22 protein-coding genes are annotated in these 22,879 nt (G+C 50.3%); 13 read left to right on the forward strand and 9 right to left on the reverse strand.

What is annotated here, in order from left to right:
* Nucleotides 1-71 precede the first annotated feature (71 nt).
* Nucleotides 72-758 carry an iron-sulfur cluster biosynthesis transcriptional regulator SufR gene (sufR, locus tag H6F90_RS26810; protein ID WP_190555068.1) on the reverse strand — a complete coding sequence of 229 codons (687 nt, stop codon included), beginning with the start codon at nucleotides 756-758 and terminating at the stop codon, nucleotides 72-74.
* A gap of 163 nt (nucleotides 759-921) precedes the next feature.
* Here sufR and H6F90_RS26815 point away from each other — a divergent pair, with 163 nt between their 5' ends.
* The 5 genes from H6F90_RS26815 to H6F90_RS26835 all read left to right on the forward strand — a co-directional run bounded on the left by H6F90_RS26815 (nucleotide 922) and on the right by H6F90_RS26835 (nucleotide 6,394).
* Nucleotides 922-1,287, forward strand: a complete 366-nt coding sequence (locus H6F90_RS26815; RefSeq protein WP_190555069.1) for a ferredoxin thioredoxin reductase catalytic beta subunit — start codon at nucleotides 922-924, stop codon at nucleotides 1,285-1,287.
* Nucleotides 1,288-1,429: 142 nt separating this feature from the next.
* A complete protein-coding gene (gene sufB / locus H6F90_RS26820; protein WP_190555070.1) occupies nucleotides 1,430-2,866 on the forward strand; it encodes a Fe-S cluster assembly protein SufB in 1,437 nt (478 codons plus the stop codon).
* A gap of 129 nt (nucleotides 2,867-2,995) precedes the next feature.
* A complete protein-coding gene (gene sufC / locus H6F90_RS26825; protein WP_190555071.1) occupies nucleotides 2,996-3,787 on the forward strand; it encodes a Fe-S cluster assembly ATPase SufC in 792 nt (263 codons plus the stop codon).
* Complete coding sequence (sufD, locus tag H6F90_RS26830) at nucleotides 3,784-5,127, forward strand: Fe-S cluster assembly protein SufD (RefSeq protein WP_190555072.1); 1,344 nt, start codon at nucleotides 3,784-3,786, stop codon at nucleotides 5,125-5,127. Before sufC ends, sufD begins: the two co-directional genes overlap by 4 nt.
* Nucleotides 5,128-5,131: 4 nt before the next feature.
* Entirely contained in the window at nucleotides 5,132-6,394 is a 1,263-nt protein-coding gene (locus H6F90_RS26835; protein ID WP_190555073.1) for a SufS family cysteine desulfurase, read from the forward strand.
* A gap of 112 nt (nucleotides 6,395-6,506) precedes the next feature.
* Here the strand turns inward: H6F90_RS26835 and H6F90_RS26840 are convergent, their stop codons facing one another.
* Entirely contained in the window at nucleotides 6,507-8,042 is a 1,536-nt protein-coding gene (locus H6F90_RS26840; RefSeq protein WP_190555074.1) for a pentapeptide repeat-containing protein, read from the reverse strand.
* Between the two features lie 246 nt (nucleotides 8,043-8,288).
* Between H6F90_RS26840 and H6F90_RS26845 the strand changes: the two genes are divergently transcribed.
* Together H6F90_RS26845 and fghA are read left to right on the forward strand one after the other, a co-directional pair.
* Entirely contained in the window at nucleotides 8,289-8,855 is a 567-nt protein-coding gene (locus H6F90_RS26845; RefSeq protein WP_190555075.1) for a Uma2 family endonuclease, read from the forward strand.
* Between the two features lie 92 nt (nucleotides 8,856-8,947).
* Nucleotides 8,948-9,796, forward strand: a complete 849-nt coding sequence (gene fghA / locus H6F90_RS26850; RefSeq protein ID WP_190555108.1) for an S-formylglutathione hydrolase — start codon at nucleotides 8,948-8,950, stop codon at nucleotides 9,794-9,796.
* A gap of 155 nt (nucleotides 9,797-9,951) precedes the next feature.
* Here the strand turns inward: fghA and H6F90_RS26855 are convergent, their stop codons facing one another.
* A complete protein-coding gene (locus H6F90_RS26855; RefSeq protein WP_190434298.1) occupies nucleotides 9,952-10,131 on the reverse strand; it encodes a DUF4177 domain-containing protein in 180 nt (59 codons plus the stop codon).
* 161 nt (nucleotides 10,132-10,292) lie between these two features.
* Here H6F90_RS26855 and H6F90_RS26860 point away from each other — a divergent pair, with 161 nt between their 5' ends.
* A complete protein-coding gene (locus H6F90_RS26860) occupies nucleotides 10,293-11,165 on the forward strand; it encodes a ChaN family lipoprotein (protein ID WP_190555076.1) in 873 nt (290 codons plus the stop codon).
* A gap of 244 nt (nucleotides 11,166-11,409) precedes the next feature.
* Here H6F90_RS26860 and H6F90_RS26865 read toward each other — a convergent pair whose 3' ends face one another.
* Both H6F90_RS26865 and H6F90_RS26870 read right to left on the reverse strand, forming a co-directional pair.
* Nucleotides 11,410-12,219, reverse strand: coding sequence for an inositol monophosphatase family protein (locus tag H6F90_RS26865; RefSeq protein WP_190555077.1), 810 nt, complete (start codon nucleotides 12,217-12,219; stop codon nucleotides 11,410-11,412).
* Nucleotides 12,219-13,655: an MFS transporter gene (locus H6F90_RS26870; RefSeq protein ID WP_190555078.1), complete on the reverse strand. Its 1,437-nt coding sequence runs from the start codon at nucleotides 13,653-13,655 to the stop codon at nucleotides 12,219-12,221. Before H6F90_RS26870 ends, H6F90_RS26865 begins: the two co-directional genes overlap by 1 nt.
* Before the next feature lie 256 nt (nucleotides 13,656-13,911).
* Between H6F90_RS26870 and H6F90_RS26875 the strand changes: the two genes are divergently transcribed.
* Together H6F90_RS26875 and H6F90_RS31245 are read left to right on the forward strand one after the other, a co-directional pair.
* Complete coding sequence (locus H6F90_RS26875; RefSeq protein WP_190555079.1) at nucleotides 13,912-14,862, forward strand: aldo/keto reductase; 951 nt, start codon at nucleotides 13,912-13,914, stop codon at nucleotides 14,860-14,862.
* Nucleotides 14,850-14,972 carry a hypothetical protein gene (locus H6F90_RS31245; RefSeq protein ID WP_255525070.1) on the forward strand — a complete coding sequence of 41 codons (123 nt, stop codon included), beginning with the start codon at nucleotides 14,850-14,852 and terminating at the stop codon, nucleotides 14,970-14,972. Before H6F90_RS26875 ends, H6F90_RS31245 begins: the two co-directional genes overlap by 13 nt.
* Here the strand turns inward: H6F90_RS31245 and H6F90_RS26880 are convergent.
* Nucleotides 14,966-16,246, reverse strand: coding sequence for a hypothetical protein (locus H6F90_RS26880; protein WP_190555080.1), 1,281 nt, complete (start codon nucleotides 16,244-16,246; stop codon nucleotides 14,966-14,968). The two genes, H6F90_RS31245 and H6F90_RS26880, sit on opposite strands and share 7 nt — an antisense overlap.
* A gap of 518 nt (nucleotides 16,247-16,764) precedes the next feature.
* On the opposite strand from H6F90_RS26880, the gene murF reads away from it, so the two are divergent.
* Nucleotides 16,765-18,153 (forward strand): UDP-N-acetylmuramoyl-tripeptide--D-alanyl-D-alanine ligase, encoded by a 1,389-nt coding sequence (gene murF, locus H6F90_RS26885; protein ID WP_190555081.1) that lies wholly within the window; start codon nucleotides 16,765-16,767, stop codon nucleotides 18,151-18,153.
* 219 nt (nucleotides 18,154-18,372) lie between these two features.
* Here the strand turns inward: murF and mutL are convergent, their stop codons facing one another.
* Nucleotides 18,373-20,109: a DNA mismatch repair endonuclease MutL gene (gene mutL / locus H6F90_RS26890; RefSeq protein WP_190555082.1), complete on the reverse strand. Its 1,737-nt coding sequence runs from the start codon at nucleotides 20,107-20,109 to the stop codon at nucleotides 18,373-18,375.
* Between the two features lie 194 nt (nucleotides 20,110-20,303).
* Between mutL and H6F90_RS26895 the strand changes: the two genes are divergently transcribed.
* Together H6F90_RS26895 and H6F90_RS26900 are read left to right on the forward strand one after the other, a co-directional pair.
* Entirely contained in the window at nucleotides 20,304-20,855 is a 552-nt protein-coding gene (locus tag H6F90_RS26895) for a rhodanese-like domain-containing protein (RefSeq protein ID WP_242024644.1), read from the forward strand.
* A gap of 222 nt (nucleotides 20,856-21,077) precedes the next feature.
* Nucleotides 21,078-21,458 carry a rhodanese-like domain-containing protein gene (locus H6F90_RS26900; protein WP_190555083.1) on the forward strand — a complete coding sequence of 127 codons (381 nt, stop codon included), beginning with the start codon at nucleotides 21,078-21,080 and terminating at the stop codon, nucleotides 21,456-21,458.
* A 19-nt stretch (nucleotides 21,459-21,477) separates the two neighbouring features.
* On the opposite strand, the gene H6F90_RS26905 is transcribed toward H6F90_RS26900, so the two are convergent.
* A complete protein-coding gene (locus tag H6F90_RS26905) occupies nucleotides 21,478-22,107 on the reverse strand; it encodes a ribonuclease H-like domain-containing protein (protein ID WP_190555084.1) in 630 nt (209 codons plus the stop codon).
* A gap of 90 nt (nucleotides 22,108-22,197) precedes the next feature.
* Nucleotides 22,198-22,767 (reverse strand): CAP domain-containing protein, encoded by a 570-nt coding sequence (locus H6F90_RS26910; RefSeq protein ID WP_190555085.1) that lies wholly within the window; start codon nucleotides 22,765-22,767, stop codon nucleotides 22,198-22,200.
* Between the last annotated feature and the right edge of the window lie 112 nt (nucleotides 22,768-22,879).

Below are 22,879 nucleotides of genomic sequence, written 5' to 3' on the forward strand. Positions count from 1 at the left end.
CTAGCTTAGAAACAATGAGTCCAAACTAAACCTTTCTAGAGAATTATTCTGCCCGACTACCCTGCTCAGCGCTAGTTGCCAACTGCTGCTTTAGTCTGGATCAAATAGCCACAGCGATGTTCGCCATTCACAATCCAGTGAGTCCGTTCTACGGTACAACCGGGTAATGCCGCCGCAAACATTTCTAATTCATGACCGCACACACTCGGGAATGACTCCGCAATATGCGAAATGGCGCAGTTATACTCAGTCACAACATAGCGCTCAGCCTGATCTAATTGAGTCGAGACGGATTGCGCCTCAGTACTAGCCACAGAGTGCCACTCAGCCATATAGCCTTCAGCCCGTCGTAGCTCAACTAAATTAGCCACTCGCTCTTGCAAAGATCCTGAACCAACGCGATCGCGATATTCTGCCGCCTTGCGTTCCCACTGCTTTTGGAGCAACACTCCCACTTGTTCACGGCCCACTGTTTCGGTCAGCGTATCTAGAAGCGAAAGCGCAAATTCTTCGTAACGATCCGGGAAGCGATCGCGACCTTGACGGCTGAGCTTGTAGACGTGGTTGGGACGCCCCATACTGACATGCACAACTTCGTGCAAAATCAACCCCTCCGCCTCTAAGTCTTTCAAGTGACGGCGAATTGCTTGAGGACTCAGCTTCAAGTGTTCCGCCAGTTCTTGGGCAGTCGCTTGGCCCTGCTTCAATAAATGATGCAGGATGTCCTGTTTCGTAGAAGGTTGCTGTGTCGTTGCCATCCTTGTCTCAAAACCAGCTAAAGCGAACGGCAAAAATTGCGCGAACAGACTTTGACAACTAAATTGTTTCTAAAGTACCCTAAAATAGAAATTAAGCAACGAAAGTGTTGTTTTAATTATTTAATTATAGATTGTAGTTCAGTTTGTCCTGCCATCCTGCCTCATGAATTCAACGACCCCTGAAAGCCAGCAAGCAACAGAAAAAAGCCTCGAAGCCATGAGGCACTTTTCAGAAACTTATGCCAAACGGACAGGAACCTACTTCTGTATAGACCCCGGTGTCACCGCTGTTGTGATCGAAGGGCTAGCCAAACACAAGGACGAACTGGGTGCTCCTCTCTGCCCTTGCCGTCACTACGAAGACAAAGAAGCAGAAGTAGCCGCTGCTTTCTGGAACTGCCCTTGCGTCCCCATGCGCGAGCGCAAAGAGTGCCACTGCATGCTCTTCCTAACCGAAGACAACGAGTTTAGGGGGGACAAGCAGGAAATCAGCTTTGAAGAAGTTAGAGCTGTGACCAATCAATATTAATTTTTAGCCTTTTGCCTGCGGCTGACTCGATTCCTTTCCCTAGAGAACACACTTTCCTCGTTTGCTGACCTAGCGTCTCATTTCGCCCCAGGTTTGCTGTTCAGCCGCCTCCGATCCCTAGAGTCCTGAGAGAACACTACCGATGACTGCAAGCGTTAAGACACTCGTCAATCAGCCCTACAAGTACGGGTTTGTGACGGACATCGAGTCAGAAACCGTACCCCGTGGATTAAGCGAAGATACCGTTCGCCTGATTTCGGCCAAGAAAGAAGAGCCAGAATTCATGCTGGAGTTTCGCCTCAAAGCCTATCGCCAGTGGCTCAAGATGACGGAGCCGACTTGGCCCCATGTCACCTACCCCCCAATCAATTACCAAGACATCATTTATTACTCCGCACCCAAGCAGAAGCAGAAGAAGCAGAGCTTGGACGAAGTAGACCCCATTCTTCTGGAAACCTTCGAGAAGCTGGGCATTCCGCTCACCGAGCAGAAACGCCTCGCCAACGTAGCGGTTGATGCCATTTTCGACAGCGTTTCCGTGGCCACCACCTTCCGCGAGAAGCTAGCTGAGAAGGGCGTGATCTTCTGCTCGATTTCGGAAGCGCTGCGTGAGTATCCAGAGTTGGTACAGAAGTACCTCGGTAGCGTTGTGCCTGTCGCCGATAACTATTTTGCGGCCCTTAACGCGGCGGTGTTTAGCGACGGTTCCTTCGTTTACATTCCCAAAAACACCAAGTGTCCAATGGAGTTGTCTACCTACTTCCGGATCAACAGTGGCGACACAGGGCAGTTTGAGCGGACGCTGATTGTGGCTGAAGAAGGCAGCTCAGTCAGCTATCTCGAAGGCTGTACTGCCCCTATGTACGACACCAACCAGCTCCACGCCGCTGTAGTGGAATTGGTAGCGATGGACAATGCTGAGATCAAGTACTCCACTGTCCAGAACTGGTATGCAGGCGACGAGAACGGCAAAGGCGGTATCTATAACTTCGTCACCAAGCGCGGTCTCTGCCAAGGCGTGAACTCCAAGATTTCTTGGACCCAAGTGGAAACAGGTTCGGCCATCACCTGGAAGTACCCCAGTTGCGTGCTGGTCGGTGACAACTCTGTAGGTGAGTTCTACTCGGTGGCGCTAACCAACCACATGCAGCAAGCCGACACAGGCACCAAGATGATCCACATCGGCAAGAACACCCGCAGCACGATCATCTCCAAGGGGATTTCGGCGGGCAACTCCAAGAACAGCTATCGGGGTTTAGTGAAGATTGGGCCGAAAGCGGAGGGCGCACGGAACTACTCGCAGTGTGACTCGATGCTGATTGGCGACAACGCCCAAGCCAACACCTTCCCCTACATCCAGGTACAGAACAATACAGGCAAGGTGGAGCACGAAGCCTCAACTTCCAAGATTGGCGAAGACCAGCTTTTCTTCTTCACCCAACGCGGCATCTCGATGGAAGACGCGATCTCGATGATGATCAGCGGTTTTTGTAAGGATGTGTTCAGTCAGTTGCCGATGGAGTTTGCGGTCGAAGCCGATCGCCTGTTGGCCCTGAAGCTAGAAGGCAGCGTGGGTTAAGACCTCTCCCCCAGCCCCTCTCCTTGCAGGAGAGGGGAGAAACCAAGAAGCGAAAGAAGCGATCGCACCCCTCTCCAACCTGCTCGAATTCTCTAACCCTCAAGCATTCCAGAGTTTTAATCAGTTGCAATGATCATTGAAAACAGCGAAGTTATTTTATCCGTCCGGGATCTAACCGCGAATGTGGACGGCACCCAAATCCTTAAAGGCTTGAACCTGGAAGTCAAGGCTGGAGAAATTCACGCCATCATGGGGCCAAATGGTTCTGGCAAGAGCACCTTTTCCAAGATTTTGGCAGGACACCCCGCTTATGAAGTGACGGGTGGCGAAGTGATCTTCCTGGGCCAAAACTTGCTGGAGATGGAACCTGAGGAACGGGCGCGATCGGGTGTGTTTTTGGCATTCCAATACCCGCTAGAAATTCCAGGAGTCAGCAACATCGACTTTTTGCGCGTGGCTTACAACTCCCGCCGCAAACATCAAGGTCTAGAAGAACTCGACGCGTTTGACTTTGATGATTTGGTGCGGCAGAAGTTGGATGTGGTCAAGATGGACCCTGCGTTTCTGAATCGTAGTGTGAATGAAGGTTTCTCTGGTGGCGAGAAAAAGCGCAACGAAATTCTGCAAATGGCGCTGCTCGAACCCAAGCTAGCCATTCTGGATGAAACTGATTCTGGCTTAGATATTGATGCGCTCAAGATTGTGTCTGGGGGCGTCAACCAGATCGCGAATCCTCAAAATGCCACGATTATGATCACCCATTACCAGCGCTTGCTCAACTACATCACCCCTGATTTTGTGCATGTCATGGAAGGCGGTCGCATCCTGACTACAGGTAGCAAGGAACTGGCTCTGGAACTGGAAGAGCGCGGTTATGAGTGGGTGAGAGAAGAAGACGCGGCTGAGGTGGCAGCACGATGACGATTCAAGTTTCTCCCGAACAAACGATAAATTCTAGCGCTGCTGGCAACCGGGAAGCATACTTAACTCAGTTACTGAAGTTAGCTCAAAGCGCTGAGCTGACAGTTAGCGATCGCCTCCCAGAACTCAGATCCCAAGCTGCGGCTTTGGTGCAAGAGCAAACCTTCCCCACGACTCGCAATGAAGAATGGCGCTACACCGATTTGTCGCCCTTGTTGCAGGTGGAGTTGGCAGTTGGCGATCGCTCATTAGCAGTCAACCTTGAAGCCGTTCAAGCCTTCACGTTGCCAGAAGCGGCTACAAGTCGGTTGGTGTTTGTGAATGGCGTTTATGCGCCGGAACTCTCGGCGATCGCCAATCTTCCAGCCAATATTTTTGTCGGCAATCTGGCGGCTTTACCAGAGGAGTTGAAAGCGCGATCGCAGAACTACTTGGCAAAGCAACCGGGTGCTGAGGAAGTCTTTACGGCGCTCAACACCGCAGGTCTGAGTGATGCTGCCGTGGTTTGGATTCCGAAGAATCAGGAAGTTGAAACACCGATTCATCTGTTGTTTGTCTCGACTGCCAGCGATCGCCCCGTGCTATCCCAGTTTCGCTGCTTAGTCGTGGCCGAAACAGGGAGTAGCGTCACGCTAGTAGAAGACTATGTCACGGTAGGCGAGGGTGTATATTTCACCAATCCAGTAACGGAAATCTGGGTCGAACAAAATGCTCAGGTGCGTCACACTAGAATTCAGCGGGATAGCCAAGACGCTTTTCATATTGGCAAAACTGCGGTCAGCCAAGCCCGTGACAGTCGCTACACCTGTAACGCCGTTAGCTTTGGCGCAAAACTGTCACGACACAACTTGGAAGTTTTCCAAATTGGAGAGCAAACCGAAACCAACCTCAACGGCTTGACGCTCGTGGGTGGAGACCAACTCGGCGATACTCACAGCACGATCGCCTATACCCAACCTCACGGCAGCAGTCGCCAACTCCACAAGACCATTGTGGATGGGCAAGCACGAGCGGTATTCAACGGCAAAGTGTTTGTGCCCAAACTGGCACAACTCACTGACGCAGGACAGCTCAACCGCAACTTGCTCCTTTCCCCCAAAGCCCGTGTAGATACGAAGCCGCAGCTAGAAATCACAGCGGATAACGTCAAGTGCAGTCACGGCGCGACGGTGGGGCAGATTGACCCGGATGAAATCTTCTATCTGCAAAGTCGTGGTCTGGATCAGGCCAGTGCCCGTCAGCTTTTGGTTTATGCCTTCGCGATCGAGATTATTGATCAAATCCCCGTTGCCTCTGTGCGCGATCGCCTGTCTCAGCTAGTGAAACAACGAGCCTTTTAGAACCATGACTATCGCTCAGGAAAGAACTCTCGCCGCTCAGGTCCGCGCTGACTTCCCGATTTTGGATCAGGAGATCAACGGCAAACCCCTGGTTTATTTAGACAACGCGGCTACTTCCCAAAAACCTAAAGCCGTGTTGCAAGCGTTGCAACACTATTACGAGCACGATAACGCCAACGTCCACCGGGGTGTGCATACGCTCAGCTCGCGGGCGACGGATGCTTACGAAGGCGCAAGAGATAAAGTTGCTAAGTTTGTCAATGCGGCATCTCGGCAAGAGATTATCTACACCCGCAACGCCAGCGAAGCGATCAACTTGGTGTCGAACGCTTGGGGCTTGAGCACGCTGAAGCAGGGCGACGAGATCATCCTGAGCGTGATGGAGCACCACAGCAACCTGATCCCCTGGCAGTTGGTGGCGCAGAAAACGGGCGCGGTGCTCAAATTTGTGGAGCTAACGGAAACCGAAGAATTCAACTTAGAGCAGTTCAAGTCGCTGATTTCAGACAAGACCAAGCTCGTCTCCGTGGTGCATGTCTCCAACACCTTGGGCTGCATCAACCCTGTTAAGGAGATCTGCGCGATCGCTCACCAACATGGTGCGAGAGTGTTGATCGATGCCTGCCAAAGCCTGCCCCACATGCCCGTTGATGTGCAGGATATTGACTGTGATTGGCTGGTTGGCTCTGGTCACAAGATGTGTGCGGCGACTGGCATCGGTTTCCTTTACGGCAAACTGGATCTGCTGCGCTCCATGCCTCCCTTCTTGGGTGGTGGTGAGATGATCGCAGATGTGTTTCTCGATCACTCCACCTACGCTGACTTGCCCCACAAGTTTGAAGCGGGCACACCTGCCATTGCTGAAGCGATCGCCCTGGGTGCTGCGGTGGATTACCTGATGGGAATTGGCATGGACAGAATCCACGCCTACGAAGAAGAACTGACGGCGTACCTGTACCTGCGCTTAGCCGAGTTGCCTGAAGTTCGCACCTATGGCCCCAAATCGACGGAAGATGGCAAAGGCCGAGCTGCTCTCGCTGCTTTCACGGTAGGCGCAGTTCATCCTCACGACCTCTCGACGATTTTGGATCAAGCAGGCATCGCCATCCGGGCGGGACATCACTGCACCCAACCCCTGCATCGCCATTTAGGGGCACAATCTACGGCACGGGCAAGTTTGTATTTCTACAACACCCGCGAAGAAATTGATGTCTTCATCGAATCTCTCAAAGAAGCGATCGAATTCTTCGGCAGCATCTTTGGTTAATTGTTAATCACAACTTTTCTTGTAAGTGAGGTGGGCAACAGCTCACCTTATTTTTTGAGCCAATTAGTTAAGTGTATAAAAGGACAATAAGTTTGTAACTAAAGGTCATACACTAAATACCAAAGATAGTTTTAATAGCGTTGGTAATGGTTGGTAGGTGCTTATCAGCAAATTCAACAAGTCCAGCACCACGCCTCATAACATTAGGTAATGCTTCCAGAGCATTATCTACTTTTTCCAGCAGATCTTGGTTTTGTGGTTCAACACCTAATCGACCAATGAGATCTACGTACTTTAAAGCTTTCTCTTGGTCTTGCTTACTTAAGCCAGACTCTTCCTTCTCAACCTCTGTCTTTAATTGCTGAAGTAAACTCTTTAAAGAAGCAGCTTCAGGCTTATTACACTCATCCAACCTACTAATCGTATTATCTACTTGGCCACTAATATCACCACCTGCAACACCGACCATTTCTTTGCCTGCAACACCACGAATATTTCCACCAGCAATACCACTGATATCACCTTGAATATTGCTGAAATTAAGCTTATTAGCCTTGTCTGGCATAAAGTCACCCAGTATATTGACTGTGATAACAGTTTTTTCATTACTGTTCTTGGCTATACTTCTCAGTTGTAAATCTCTAAGTCTAGACTTTACAACTAGATCTTGAAACTCGCCTGGCTCAAAATCTCTATATTGAGGTTCTCTTGCTTTGAAATTCTTTTCTAAATAAATGTATCTGCATTTTATATTCTTAAGTTTGGTTATCTTGTTAATTATTAATCCAGAAATACACGCTCCTGTTAGATCTGCCCCTGTAAAATTCGTGCTAGACGCATCAACCTCAGCTAGGTTAGCACCCTCGAGTTTAGTTTGACTGAAGTTAGCTCTACTAAGATCAGACTGGCTTAGATTGGCGTTTATCAAACTGGCATCAACGAAGATACTACCAAGTGCTTTGATACCAATTAGGCTAGCATCATCAAGAACTGCGCGTTTAAGATTGGCTTTACTCAAGTCTGCTTCATTTAAATTTGCTTTGGTTAATAAAACGCCTTCTAGATTTTGATCCTTAAAGGAATAACCTTTATAGTTTCTTCTGCTTCCATCTTTGTGAGCGCATAACTCTACAATTTTAGGATCTTGAAAACGACAATTTGAGAACTTAGCTTTATCCCAATTTACCTGAGCCAGCTTCGCTCCTGTAAAATCTGAGTTCCGAACTATTGAGTTATTGAATCTTGCACTCGCTAAGTTTGCTCTCTTGAACGATGTTCCAATCGTTGTTTTTGCTTGTTTTCTGAGGTCTATACATCCAATTAAAAATACAACGCCACAACTGGATAACAATGCTAATCTGTGTTTCGCAAAGGAATTGTCAATTGTATTGTTGAAAACTAACGTAAAAGCTATACCGCTTCCTAGGATTAATAATTTTGATTTGGAATTCCAAAACAAGGAGAACCATTGCCAATAAGATAGCCCTGTCTGACTACCTTCAAATATCGCCCCGGTTAATGTAGCTCCAGTAAAGTCACACCCCCGCAAATCACATTTACTGAGATTTGCTCCTGTTAGTGGTTCATTTTTGAAGGAGCGTCCCCGTAAATTTCTGCCAGAAAGATCTAAATTGGATGTTTGACTCATGAATCAAGAAAAAAAGGACACGAGCTATTTATATAGTTTTAGTTAGTCCTCTTTCAGATACAAGTCCATAGGCTAAAAATTCTGATGGCACTGAAAATTGTTTGGAGAATAGAAATTTATTGAGAAGAAGAGTCCATTACAGTTTAGCAAGTTTGATTTAGTCAAGTACTTCAAGCTAATGTGCAAGTATCTTAGCAAGCGATCGCTAAAATGTAAGGCAATCGGGCTGTAGAAGGATGGTTACTGATGGTACAAACACCGCCCAAATCCATCACGCTAGACGAGTTTCTCAAACTGCCAGAAACCGAGCCAGCAAGTGAATTTATTGAGGGAAAAGTTTTTCAGAAGCCAATGCCGCAGGGACAGCATAGCCGCATTCAACAAAAGCTAACCGCCACGATCAATGCAGTTGTTGAAGACACTCAAATTGCGCTAGCCCTGCCTGAATTACGCTGCACATTTGGCGATCGCTCTATCGTTCCTGACATCGCAGTATTCACCTGGGAACGCATTCCCACCAATCAGGATGGGGCGATCGCAAATACATTTGCTGCACCGCCTGATTGGACAATTGAAATTCTCAGCCCCGATCAATCCGTAACTCGCGTCATCACCAATATCCTCCACTGCCTCAATTATGGAGCGCAGATGGGATGGTTAATTGACCCCGCTGAACAACTGGTACTGGTCTACACTTCCAAACAACAACCGCAATCCTTCGATGCCGAGAGCGATCGCCTCCCAATACCTACATTTGCAGCAGAGTTGCAATTAACAGTTGGACAGATGATGGGATGGCTGAAAGTCAAATAAATTGAGTTGCAATCCACCAAGACTGAGCGTGGTGTATAGGCGAGAGAACGTGGATTGATTAGAATGCCAGTGCTGTGAACTCCCATTTCGCCATGCCTGCATCTCCTCAAGTCATCAATCAATATCACTGCTTTGACGGCACCGTCGGCTTTTACAGTCATCAATCTTCAGCTTGTAGCAGTGAGATGAAATTTGCGGTGTATCAGCCGCCGCAAGCTAAGGCAGAACCAGTGCCCGTGTTGTATTTCCTCTCTGGTCTGACTTGCACCGAAGAAAACTTCATTACGAAGGCGGGAGCACAGCAGTTTGCCGCCAAGCACGGGGTGATGCTCGTGGCACCGGATACGAGTCCACGCAATACAGGGATTCCGGGTGAAGATGAAGATTGGGATTTTGGTACAGGCGCTGGATTCTATGTCGATGCCACCCAGGAGCCGTGGAGCCAGCACTACCGGATGTATAGCTACATCACCGAAGAACTACCAGCGCTGATCGCAGAGCATTTTCCGGTGAAGCGCGATCGCCAAGGTATCTTTGGGCATTCAATGGGCGGTCATGGAGCGCTAGTTTGTGCACTGAGAAATCGCGATCGATATCTTTCGGTATCTGCCTTTGCGCCAATTGTGGCTCCCATGCGTTGTGCTTGGGGACAAAAAGCCTTTAATAATTATTTGGGTGCAAATCAGGAGCAGTGGCGATCTTATGATGCTAGTGAGTTGATTCTTACCGCTGATTGGCAGCGTCCTATTCTGATTGACCAAGGCACGGCGGATAACTTCTTAGAAAATCAACTGAAACCGCAGTTATTTGAGCAAGCCTGTGCCCAGGTAGGGCAACCCCTCACCTTGCGAATGCAGCCAGGGTACGACCATAGCTACTACTTCATCGCTACATTCATGGAAGACCACATTCGGCATCATGCTGAGGCGTTGTGGGCATAAAAAAATCCCCAGCGCAAGGCCAGGGATTAAATTCAGGGTGCATCTACCATTCCTTTCTTCTAGGAAGGGGTGGGTAGCTCCGGAAAAAGTTGAACAACTTTGGTGGAAATGCAGAGTCAAAAGCTGCGATCGCTCTGCTAGCTCGATCTATGCGTTTAACTATGCTGTTGAGGTCGCTTAAAGAAGGCAACCATATCCTTAGCTGCGTCACTCACCACTGAAACTAATTCCCAGCCTTGCTCGCCCAATTCTTTCATGTTTCTCCAGCTACCATTAGCTGCCTGATAAGACCCAGAAGCATTGACGTAAACCGTTATGTACTCAAAACGCTGCATAGTGTTTGGCTCAATGGCAAGGTTTCTAGCTGGCTCAAAGACAGCTTAAATTTGTCAGCTCACCTGTGGCCTGCTGCAAATGCTATCAGCATGCCCTTTCCCAAAGCATTATTCGTTATGGTGAAAAAAGTTTGGTACACCAATAGGGACAGTTGGAAAGCATGAGCAAAGGTCAGCTAATAAAACTTTGGGCGTGGTCGCTTGGCCTTTTTCTGTGTTTTACCTCACCCGCCCCTGCCCAAACTATTTTTAGCCCGATGCAGCAGCGCTTGAGCCCTCAGGCTGTTCTCCGCCAGCTAGCAGCCGCTGATGTGGTTTACCTAGGCGAGACTCACGATAACCCAGCCGATCATCGAGCACAACTCAAAATTATTCAAGCGCTTCACCAAAAACAGCCCCGACTGGCGATCGCGCTAGAAATGTTTCAGCGCCCCTATCAACCTGCGCTCGATCGCTATTTAACAGGCCAGATCACCGAAGCAGAGCTGCGCCAACAAAGCCAATTTGATCAACGTTGGGGCTACGACTGGGAGTACTACGCCCCCATTTTGCGCTTTGCCAAAGCCAAACGTCTACCTCTGATCGCCCTTAACACCCCCACAGAAATCACCCGCAAAGTCGCTCGCCAAGGCTTAGATAGTTTGACGGCCAGCGATCGCCAATTTATTCCGCCCGCTTCAGAAATCCACACCGACAACAAAGCCTATCGCCAACGCATCCAGAAAATCTACGAAGAGATGCACCAAGGCCACAGCTCCAGCAACAACTTCGAGCAGTTCTTTCAAGCCCAAGTATTGTGGGACGAAACAATGGCCGATCGCATCACTCAATTTGCCACCACTCATCCCAACTCCCAAATAGTCGTACTGGCTGGACAAGGCCACATCATCTACGGAGACGGCATCCCTAGCCGAGTTGCCCGCCGCCTCAAAAACACCCCTAACTTCGTGCAGCGCTTGGTCCTACTCAACCCAGAAAATATAGAAAACGGAGGTAGAGCGATCGCGGACTATCTGTGGAAGGATGAAGGATGAGGGAGGAAGGATGAAGGTTTATTTATGGAAAATACTGCTGGACTGGATTGGATTTTAGGGGGGCTTGCGATCGCCATCCTCGCCGGAGCCTTACTGATGCTATTTAGCGGCGTTCTCGCCATGAATAAAAAGTAGAACCCCACACCACAAAACCACTTTTGGAGGGGGTCTGGGGGACGCAACCGTCCCTCAGCGGGAGTTTGAGGGCAGGTGCCCTCAAGTTCTTGGTTCGCTCAAGCAACCCTTATTTTTCCAAAAACCCCACATACGGCCTAAAAAACGGCACCAACTCCCCCCGACTCACCACCAAAGTCGGAAACGATCGCTCTCCATAATCCTGCCCCACTTGCAGCGGAAAAATCGGCTCCGATTCCAACGGCACCCAGCTTGCTCCACCCGCCTGCGCGATCGCCCATACCGCCGCAATATCCCAAATCTTCGGGGTTGCCTCCACTGCCCCCAACGTCGAGCCCAGCGCCACCGTCAGCAGATTGTAAGTCGCCACCCCTAACATGCGAATCTTACAAGGAAAGCGATTTTGCATCACCGCTGTACTCCGGGCACACAAACTGAAAAAGTGATTGCGCGAAGGCTCATCCACACTACTGTGAATTGGCTGGCGATTGAGAAACGCCCCAGTAGGCCCACTCAACCCAGAATCACCGTACCAAAACCCATGAAACGACTGGCCCAGTGTCGGCAAATGCACATACCCAAATACAGGCGTACCGCGATACAGCAACCCTAGAGAGATTCCCCAAAGCGGAATGCCGCGGGCAAAATTGGTTGTGCCATCTATCGGGTCAATAATCCAGCACCATTCCGTCCCCGGAAAAATGTGCTCCACCTCCTCGCTCAGCACCCCATGCTTCGGGAAAGCCGCCGCGATCGCCTCTCGCAATTCCTGGTCAGCCCACTGGTCGGATTGGGTAACTAAGCTGCCATCTGCTTTCTCTGCTGCTTGCGCTTGACCAAAATCCGCCAGTAACTGCTTACCGACTCTAGCCGTCGTCGCCTCAGCAAAGTCAAGAATCGTCGTCCAAAAATCAGTCATTAATCCAGATCACCTTCTAGCACAGCCGCGATCGCCTGTTTGTTATTGCTGCGAAATTCCTGCACATTCACCCGCCCTAGAAACCAAACCGCCAATACCATGCCCACAGCTTGCAGTGCAAACACTAAACCGTAAGCAAAAACTAAGTTGCTGAACAGTTTCTTGCCAATATCGAGCACCGCCCCGCCAGTCACAGTTGCTAGCGCTCTAGCCATTGCCTGGGACAGACCCCAAGCACCAATAAAAGTGCCCGCTGTTTCTGCTGCCGTGAGATCGAGCATCAAGCTGATCGCCCCCGTCGTAGTGATCCCAGAAGCCAAGCCAAACAAGAACAAAGCACCTTGGAGCAATTTGGCATTTTGACTAAAGCCCGACGAAATAATCAAAAGAAAACTCAATGCCACCAAGAAGCAGCCCCAACGAGTCGTCTTCTGCTTACCCAAGCGGGGTACTACCAAAAAGCCAGTGGAGCTAATGCCCAGCAGCGTTCCCATGCCCCAAAAAGCATTCAGCCTCGTTGTTTCTGAGATCTGCATCTGAAAAACCTGCGCCCCGTAAGGCTCCAGCACAGGTTCTTGCATAAACAAGCTAATCGTCATCACCAAGAGAAAAGTGAAAAATAACCCAGTCTGCCGATTAGCGGTCAGAATCTTGAGGGCACGTCCAAAAGTGATGCTATCTTCGCGATCGGACAGGCTAGAGCGAGAAGCATAGCAGGAATACTTCTTCTCTACCCCAACCGTCGCCAGCAGCGCCAGACCAAACACAGCCGCCGGAATTATCATGAACACGCGATTGATCGATGCTTGCACAGCCGCGATCGGCGCATCTAAGGCCAATGGTTTCAGCACCACACTAATGATGATGGCTCCAATCACAATGCCGACCATCAGCATTGACCAGACAATGCCTACTAGCTTCGAGCGGTTACTTTCATCTGAGACATCTACCAGCAAGGCGGCAAAGGGGGTTGAGCTAGAGCTAAGCGCCAATCCATAAATGGCAAAAACTAACCCTAATAGCCCTACCCATCCATAGGTTTGAGCAGTCCAGCCTTGAGTTTGCAAGTTACTCCCCAATTGCCACATCACTTGTACCGCGAGGAAAGAGGCAATCGCAAACAAAGCAGCGCCTACCCAAACATAGCCTGTGCGGTGATGGCCCAAAAATGGCTTGGAGTCGGACATCTGGCCAAACCAAACCCGCGCTGGAGCGACAAACTGATGCATCGCGATCGCCCCAGCCGTCACCAAAGCTGGAACTTTCAGCTCATCAATCATCACGCGGTTGAGAACGCCCAAGGTGAGCAGAGACATAATGCCTAAGCCCATCTGAAACAACCCTAACCGAAACATGGTCAACAAGTTAATCCGAGAAATCGCTGCTGTACTAGCTGACGGCTCTAAATTTTCGTTCGAAAAGTCATCAGTTTCCATATCTACTAAAAAGTTGATTAGAACAATATTGATCAGCTGGTTGATGTCGCTTTATTTCTTACGATAGAGGCTTCAAGGAAGCTCTAGAGAGATGAAGCCTAAAGTCATGCGTTCTTATTGCGAAGTAACTCTATCCTCAGGCGTAATCCAAACTCTATAAAAATCCTGGAACGCTTAACTCAAAGCCTCTCCAGCCTTTTGTAGAACGTTACACTCTAAGCACATAACGAAAAGTAAAGAGGTTAGAGGTCACAGTATGCAAACAATAAAGCTCGGCCCCACGGGTCCGGTTGTGCCTGCTTTAGGCATTGGTACGTGGGCTTGGGGCGATAAGCTGTTTTGGAACTACGGCAGTCATTATGGCTCAACCGAAGTTGAATCTGCTTTCCGAGCCACCTTAGAAGCTGGAGTCAACTTCTTTGATACTGCGGAAGTCTACGGATTTGGTGAGTCGGAAAAGCTGCTGGGGCAGTTTATGAAGCAAGCTCAACAACCCGTACAAATCGCCACCAAATACGGTCCTGCTCCTTGGCGCTTTGGCGGGCAATCTGTCACTGACGCTCTTACGGAAAGCCTGAAGCGATTGCAAGTAGACCAAATTGCCCTCTACCAAGTTCACTGGCCCTTCACCTTCCTTATGAGCCAGTCAACCTTGATGAATGCTTTGGCTGATGAAGTGCAGCGAGGCAGAATTGCTGCTATTGGCGTGAGCAACTACTCGGCGGACCAAATGCGAGAAGCCCACAAAATTCTAGCTGAGCGGGGTGTGCCTTTAGCAGTGAATCAAGTTCGTTACTCCCTGATCACTCGGCAGATTGAAGCCAATGGCATTCTAGACATGGCGCGGCAATTAGGAGTCACGATTTTGGCCTACAGCCCCTTAGCTCAAGGCTTACTAACTGGCAAATACACAGTAGAAAATTACCAGGAACCTACTGGAGCCCGCCAATGGGATTCTCGCTTTAGCCGCGACGGTCTCCAGAAACTTGCGCCTGTGCTCCATCTACTTCAAGATTTAGGCACCAAGTATGGTCGGACACCTGCTCAAGTTGCCCTGAATTGGTTGATTGCTCAAGGTGGAGTCATCCCGATTCCAGGCGCTAAGAACGCCAAACAAGCCCAACAGAATGCGGGGGCTTTAGGCTGGACGCTCAGCGATGAAGATGTGATGCAACTGAATAAAGTGAGTCATTCTTGGCGCAGTTAGCAGCACAGTTAAGTGGAGGCTGGCGATCGCACCTCACCAAACCTAAGGAGGAGAGCGATCGCCCCAATTCCTTCAGAGGTTGGTATCAATTAATACTTTGGGTTTATTGAACGACTTGATGAATGTAGGAGAGGTCTACCACGCCAAAATTAGTGCTAAGGGCCACATTTAGGTTTTCCAAAGCTTGAATTAGCCAATGCACCCCTTCACGAGCGCAAGCTTCGTAGTGATTGAACAAAATAGAAAAGCGCTTTTCTAAATAAGGCTTCACTTTACGGCAGAGTAACACAATCTTCAGTAACAACCCGGTTGCGGCAGTAGCCCCCAAGTTGGTAATCAAATCGACAAAAACAAAGTGATTAGGGCGCTGAGCACTTTCTACGACTAAGAAGTTGAGTAGATAAGCGCAAGTTCTAATCAGCAGAAACTCATTCAACCGCTGGTCATGATTATCTGGCAGGGTATTGCGCAGATGTAGGTAAAGCTGATTGTTGAATTGTCGCTTACCGTACTCTGGATCAACCGCAGCCACAATGTACTCATACAAGTCATCCTTAAACGTCGCATAGGATGGCGTGTACTTTGCGTTGAGCAAAAAGCGTTGGGCTAAATCTCGATAAGAAGCATCTCCATCTACTCGCCCCGCAAATTGCTGCAAAGCCTGGTAGAGTTCGTCATCACTCAACAGCGTCGGATTCTTCACCGCTTGAAGTTGGCGGGCTTCTATCAAGGTCGGTGACAAGCGTACGGTTTGAGACTGCCGCACTCGATAGGTGACGTACTGCGATAGATCCACTTCAAATTGTCGCTGAACCTGAGTTTGGATTTGACGGATTGTTTGCTGATGCTCGTAAGAACTGTCTTCGCTCAGCAAGCAGTGGTCATAAAGATAGGGATAGCGCCGAATCAGCGTTCCGAGAGAGCGGTTATCCTGCTGCTGCGTTTCATTAGTTTGAATAATGACTCGCGCTAAACGTCGCAGGGTAGCACAGTACTCACTTTGGCAAAACAAGACAACCAGTTCCCGCAAGCGCCTGACTGATTTGCTGCGAGACACCTCAGTAATCGGGCGGGCAGAAGGAGCCTCGAACAGCGCCACCAATTCCAAAATTGGCTGCTGCAACTGCGATCGCGTCTGCCAACGGTTGATCAAAATGTGACAGCATCGATTTAAGACAAACTTGAATTCTTGCTCGGCAAACTTAGACGCAATGAGCTGATCGAGCGCAACGGTAATTTCGCGTTCTGGATAGCCAATGCCATCAATAAATAGTGACCGAAAGCGGCCAATTAGCTGCTGAGGCGACTCATGCTCGACGCAGAAGAGCAAGTGATCATAAAGCTTCTGCTCCTCTGGTGTAATCTCTCGATTGTACTGACCCATCCAAGTAGTCACGTTAGTTTGCGCTCCCACACTGGGGAAAGGAGGCTAAGCGAAAATTTTGTAAGGCTTGATTTATTAGCAACAAATAAAAGATTGACGTAAATACTTAGGAGAAAACTCGGTTTACAAGAAAAGCTTGTAAACTTCAATACTAACTCGATCCTAGTACTCTCCCATCCTACTGGGTGAGATCACTGGTCAATGTGACTGAAGTCACCGATCGTTTAAAGATTCGGTGAAGTTTTCAACCCTCTGAAGTCTACAAGTTAACTGCTTTTTTGACTAGCTTCCTGTTTGGCATGTGGAGTACAGGACAGTCAATCAAGCGCTGAAAAGCTTGTAGACACAGGAACAGAAATTTATTCCATTGAGTAATACAACTACAGTTCAGCCCTTTCCGGAAGGATCGGCATAAATTCATCAAAAATTTTTTCAAGTTTGCTTAGGCGCACATTATCCGTGGGTAGGAGCAGGCAACGGTATGATCACAGCTAGTTTGTTTCAATCACTGCCGTCTTATGCCTTGTCGTGCCACCTTATCCCAGCTCGTAGAGATTCTGCACGCTATACCCCTTAACCTCTCTAGCGCGGATTTAGCGCAGCAAGCGATCGGCATTGGCACCGATACTCGGAGTCTTCGACCTGGAGAAGTGTTTGTCGCTTTGCGGGGTGAAAAGTTTGACGGGCATGGATTTGTCAGTGCTGCGCTAAACCAAGGGGCGATCGCGGCGATCGTGGATCAAGCTTATGAAGAAACTCCACCACGGGAAAATACTGGCGCTTTTCCTCTGCTGCAAGTGACAGACACGTTGCAGGCATACCAAGCGATCGCGCGGTGGTGGCGAGACCAGTGCGGGATTCCGGTGGTGGCGGTGACCGGATCGGTGGGCAAGACCACTACGAAAGAATTAATTAGTGCGGTGCTGGCAACCCAGGGACGAGTCCTGAAAACCCAGGCCAACTACAACAACGAAGTTGGGGTGCCGAAGACTCTACTAGAACTAGAGCCAGACCATGACTATGCCGTGATTGAAATGGGCATGCGAGGTCCGGGAGAGATTGCACTGTTGGCTCAAATTGCGCGGCCTGACATTGCGGTGATTACGAATGTGGGGACGGCACATATTGGACGGTTGGGTTCTGAGGAGGCGATCGCGCAGGCCAAGTGTGAGTTGTTGGCGAAAATGGCTCCCACAGGAACCGCAATTCTCAACCACGACAGCCCACTGTTGTTACCCACTGCGGCAACGGTCTGGTCAGGAAAGACTATCAGTTATGGTTTAGCAGGTGGGGACTTCCAAGGACAGTTATTAAATGCCAGCACTTTAAGTGTAGAGGGGATACAGTTTCCCTTACCTCTACTGGGAGAGCACAATGCTCTCAATTACCTGGCTGCTCTGGCGGTTGCCAAAAGCTTGAATATTAGCTGGGAGCCCTTGCAGGCGGGCTTGGCGGTGGAGTTACCTAGTGGTCGCGCTAAGCGCCATGAGCTACCCAATGATGTAGTGATTTTGGACGAAACTTACAATGCTGGGCTGGAGTCGATGATTGCGGCTTTGCAGTTGCTAGCCCAAACGCCGGGTCAGCGTCGTATTGCGGTTCTGGGCACGATGAAAGAGTTGGGGGAGCGATCGCCGGAGTTTCACCAACAGGTGGGAGCGATGGCAGCTCAATTACGTTTAGATCATTTGTTGATTTTGGCTGATCCAGTCGAAAGTGCGGCGATGGCGGCTGGAGCGGTGGGGATTGCGACGGAGGAGTTTGATGGGTCTGAGGCGGTGGTGGAGTGCTTAAAGCAATTGGTGCAACCGGGCGATCGCTTGTTGTTTAAGGCATCGAGGGCGGTGGCGTTGGATCGCGTGGTGGATAGTTTTTGTCAGGGATTTAGCGCGGGTACGTTGTCGTAGTAGTTTTGGTGGTCTGAGTTGGGATTTAGCAATCCGAGCCCTTGAGGGCACCTGCCCTCAAACTCCCGCTGAGGGACGGTTGCGTCCCCCAGCCCCCCTCCAAAGGTAACTTTGGTGTCTCTCGCGAAGAACTTTTGTCCTCTAAGTTTCTGGCTCCTGACTCCTAACTTTTCATCCCTCATCCTTCCCCTCACCCCTCTCTTCTCACTCCTCACTCTCCTAAATCCCATGACTCTTCCCAATCACCCAATGGCGACGGAAGAAGCGGGATAGGGCGGTTTCTTCTAGGGATAGGTAGATGGGGCGACCGTGGGGACAGGTGTGGGGACGGTGGGTTTGTTGCCATTGGTCGAGGAGGGTTTGCATTTCTGGCAGGGTGAGGGGGGTGCCGTTGCGGATGGCGCTGCGGCAGGCGGTGGCAACGAGGGCGGATTCTAAGTCGCCGCCCAAGCTGAGTTCCCAGAGGGCGGCGGGGCAATCTTCGCGTTGGCCTAGGAGGTCTGGGGCGGTGCGGATGGCCCAGAGTTGTTCGCCAAAGGGTTCGACTTCTAGTCCTAGGCGTTGCAGTTGTTCGCGCTGGGGGGCGGAGAGGTTGTTGAGGATGACGGGGGGTTCTAGGGGGACTAGATGCCAGCGATCGCACAGTTGCTCATACAGGACGCGCTCATGGGCAATGTGCTGCTCTACCAACCACATGCCCGCAGGATGCTCGGCGACGATATAGGTATTGCTGACTTGGGCGACGGCTCTTAGTTCTAGAAGATTGGTGACGGTCGGGTTGGTTGAGTCATCAGTTGTAACAGTGGTTTCGGTTTCTACGGGAATGGTGCGACTGACTTGATACACACCATCGGCTTCGGCGACTTTCAAGAGTTGTCCCACTCTTTCGGAATGGTAGGACTCGTTGAGTTGGGCTGGACTGAAGTGCAGGGCTTGGGCGATCGCTTGGGTGACGGCTTCTTGCCAATCGCTTAAGTGATGCAGATAGACTTCGGCTTTGGCAGGATGGCGGTTCCAGTCGATGTGGTTAGGGGGAACCTGCAAGTGAGCAAAGCAAACAGGGTAGCGATCGCGGGGGAGGGTGCGGCGAAAGGCGGCCAGAATAGTTTGTTCTAGTTCGGGGGCTTTGACGATGCGGCCATTGATGGCGACTCGCACCCAGTCGGGACGACGACGATGGCAACGGTCTGGCAAGCCTAGGACTAGTTGCAGCTTTTCTGGGTTGGAAGTGTCAGGGTTGGGAATTTCTGGGATAGTGGCGGTTCTGGGGCTAGCGATCGCTATAGCATGTAGGTCACTGAGGTGGCTGCTTCGTAGAATCTGGGCTAAAACTGGCTTGGCATCTTCTCCAGACCAAATCGAGAACCAAGGGCGATCGCTTTGCTCAACTTGCCAGGTAACATGCGGGTGACAAAGGGCGATCTGATGGATAGTGAGCTGAATCGAGCGTAACTGCTGCGCAGGGGAGGGCAGTCCTTCTCGGCGAGCGGGCCAGATGCCAAACAGGTTGCTGGCGGTGACGACGGTGCCAGGGGCGATCGCGACAGGCTCGACTCGCGCTGCCTCTCCTTGGGTGTTGTAGCTAACTTGCCAACCCGCTTGATTACTATGGAGCCGACTTAATACTTCCAGTTCTGCCAATTGAGCCAGGCTGTGCAGCGCTTCACCGCGAAATCCTAAGCTGGTGATCTTCCACAGGTCTTCGCTCGCTTGAATTTTGCTGGTGCTATGGGGCGTAGCGGCTTGTTTCAAATCTGCCAAGTCCATGCCAGCGCCGTTATCAGCCACTCGGACTCGCCATTGCTCTGGCCAGAGCGCGATCGCAATGCGGGTTGCCCCTGCGTCTAGGGCGTTTTCGACTAATTCCCGCACAACTGCCGCCAGAGAATCGATCACTTCTCCAGCCGCAATTAAATGGACTACCTCTAGCGGTAGGGTCTGAATTCTGGGTGCCATAGATCCAGTTTAGAGGACAGATCTGCTGGAGTGAGGCTAGGTTTCGAGTGCGATCGCCTTGCTTTTGAACGCACTTGAAAGGTATGCGATCTCTCCAAAGGGAGAACTTTTTGACCTTACTACTCAGGGGGGATCGATTGCCTTTGGGCTTGCGATTACAGTTCAGATGATGTGATTCGATTAATAAGCTCGTTATGGAAAATATGCAAGATAAAGCTAGAAGTGCCGTAGATAATGCTGCTCACGCTGCGGATAACGCAACCCATAAGGTCGCAGATGCAATTGAACATGCTAAAGAAGCTTTGCCCAATGTCACTCCTACCCCTCCTGGCCTGAAGGCTCAATCTTCGGTTCATGACCTCAAGTCTCGTTTGGAGTGGGGTGAGCCTGCGCTGACGATTCTAGATGCTCGCGATCGCGAAAGCTTTAATGCTAGCCACATCACTGGAGCCATGTCCATGCCAATGGATGAGTTGGTGTCTTGGGCGCAGTCCAGCCTAGAACCCAGCCGCGACATTTATGTGTATGGTGGCAACGAGCAAGAAACGGCTCAAGCAGCCCAAACCCTCCGGGGCGCTGGTTTCTTCAATGTGGCTGAGCTAAAAGGTGGCTTGGAAGCGTGGAAAGCAATAGATGGAGCCACTGACGGGGCTGAGGACTCTCAAAGACCTCCTGGACCCGAAGGATACAACGTGATCTCTGCGCTCGCCAATCACACTCAAAAGCAAGAAATTGATTTCCAATAATTAATCATTGAACCCTTGCTGCGTCTGGTGTCTTGCTTTTAAGCGCTAGATTGATTTCGGGGCCACCTTGAGGTGACGCCCCATTTTTAATCTTTAGCTGATCAGTTGCCGCTTTAAACGAGACACCAAATCAAGGTTCAAAAGTCAAGGTTTCTACATAAAATTTTGCAGCTTGCAAAATCAGTTGTTAGATTGCAAGCAAAGCTACTTGGCATTCTCCACATGGACGCGTTCTTTAGCCTTCTCCCTCGGCCCCCAGCGCTACGGTCCAAGTCTCGCGTCTACGACCTCAAGGCTCGCTTAGATTGGGGTGAACCCGCACTGACAATCATTGATGTACGCGATCGCAACCAATTCAACCTCAGCCACATCACGGGTGCGATTTCCATGCCTCTGCCCGAGCTTCCTGCTCGCACCCTAGATTCCCTAGAGTTCGATCGCGATTTGTACATCTACGGCGATATTGACGAAGAAGCCGCCGAAGCTGCTGCTAAACTACGGGCCGCCGGATATCGCCAGGTATCAGAGTTACGAGGTGGCTTGCCCGCCTGGAAAGCCGTGGGCTACCCGATTGAAGAGACGCTGACCGCTTTTCAACGCTAAAAGGGTGCTTTTTATAAGCTTAGTGCTCAAACAAGTCTTTGTATTGCAGCAAGTCCAGAGCCACGAGGGTCGGCAGACAGTTAAAGCACTGCTGGGCTAAATCCCATCGCTCCTCTCGCTGCAACATGGTTATGAGTTTCTGGCGCACGCTCAAAAGATAGCGCACATCATTAGCGGCGTAGCGCAGTTGCTCGTCTGACAAATTGGCCGCGTTGCCCCAGTCCGAGCTTTGAGCACTTTTATCCAGCTCTACTCGCTCCAACTCTTGCACTACATCTTTCAGGCCGTGGCGTGGAGTATACGTGCGGGCTAGTTTGCTGGCAATTTTGGTACAGAAGATGGGTGCGGTCTGAATACTCAGATTGTGCTTCAGCGTGGCGATGTCAAAACGGGCAAAGTGAAACACCTTTGTCACTGTCGGCGCTTCTAACAGTTCCTGGAGATGAGGAGCCTCCGTTTGGCCACGCTCAATCCGCACCACGGCTCCTCGGCCTTGAGGATCGCAGAGTTGGACTAAACAAAGGCGATCGCGGTGGGGTAGTAAACCCATTGTTTCTGTATCAACCGCGATCGCTTCGGCGGGTAAGTATTGCTGTAATGCTGCTTCAGGTAAGTCGCGATCGTAAACCTGAAAGTCTTCAAAATCCATCGCTCAACCGCTCATAAACAAAGTGCCCGAAACCGCCACAGCAGCAGGGCACCTCTTATTGTATGGGCTACAAGAGCCTGAGACTATCCGTTATCGGGATCGAATAAAGACCTGAGTGAAGTAATATTCGCCTTTGGCGTTTTTGGCCACACCGATGCCGCTGACGTTGTAGTTGCCTTCGATGTTGGTGCGGTGTCCCGTGCTTTTAATCCAGCCTTGCACTGCCTTAGTCGCAGGATCACTAAAGCCTTGGTTATAAGCAACGTTTTCAGCCGCCCCTCTGTACGCTACTGTTTTAGCGATCGCTGCGACTCGTGGCTGGAATCCATCATGGCTGAATGGCACTTTACCATTGGCCATGTTTTGGCTGTGAATCCGGGATTGCTCCGCGATCGCTGCGTTCCAAGTTAATGCAGGTAGGCGCTTGGAAGCACGGTACTTATTGATCTGATCAAAAGCAGATTTTTCAATAGCGGTGAGTGAACTAGCCGTTGTTGGGGTTTGAGCGAGTAGTTGTGCGTGTGAGTGAGCAGGCTGAGCCGTTTGGCTAAGAGATTTGGTGATGGCAGGGGCAGGATTTTGGTGAGTGAAAACTCCCACCAATCCACCCGTCATCACGACAGCACTGCAAGCAATCCCAGTCAGAAGGGGTCGCATCATGAAACATGGCTCCTATTTGATCTAGAGCAAGTCAGAAATGGTAGATGAGGTGCATGCAACCCTGAGTCAGTCAAGTTTTGAGGAGAGAAAAGATTCTCAAGCTAACACCCGA

Origin of the sequence: Trichocoleus sp. FACHB-591 (assembly GCF_014695845.1) — a bacterium.
GTDB lineage: Bacteria > Cyanobacteriota > Cyanobacteriia > FACHB-46 > FACHB-46 > Trichocoleus.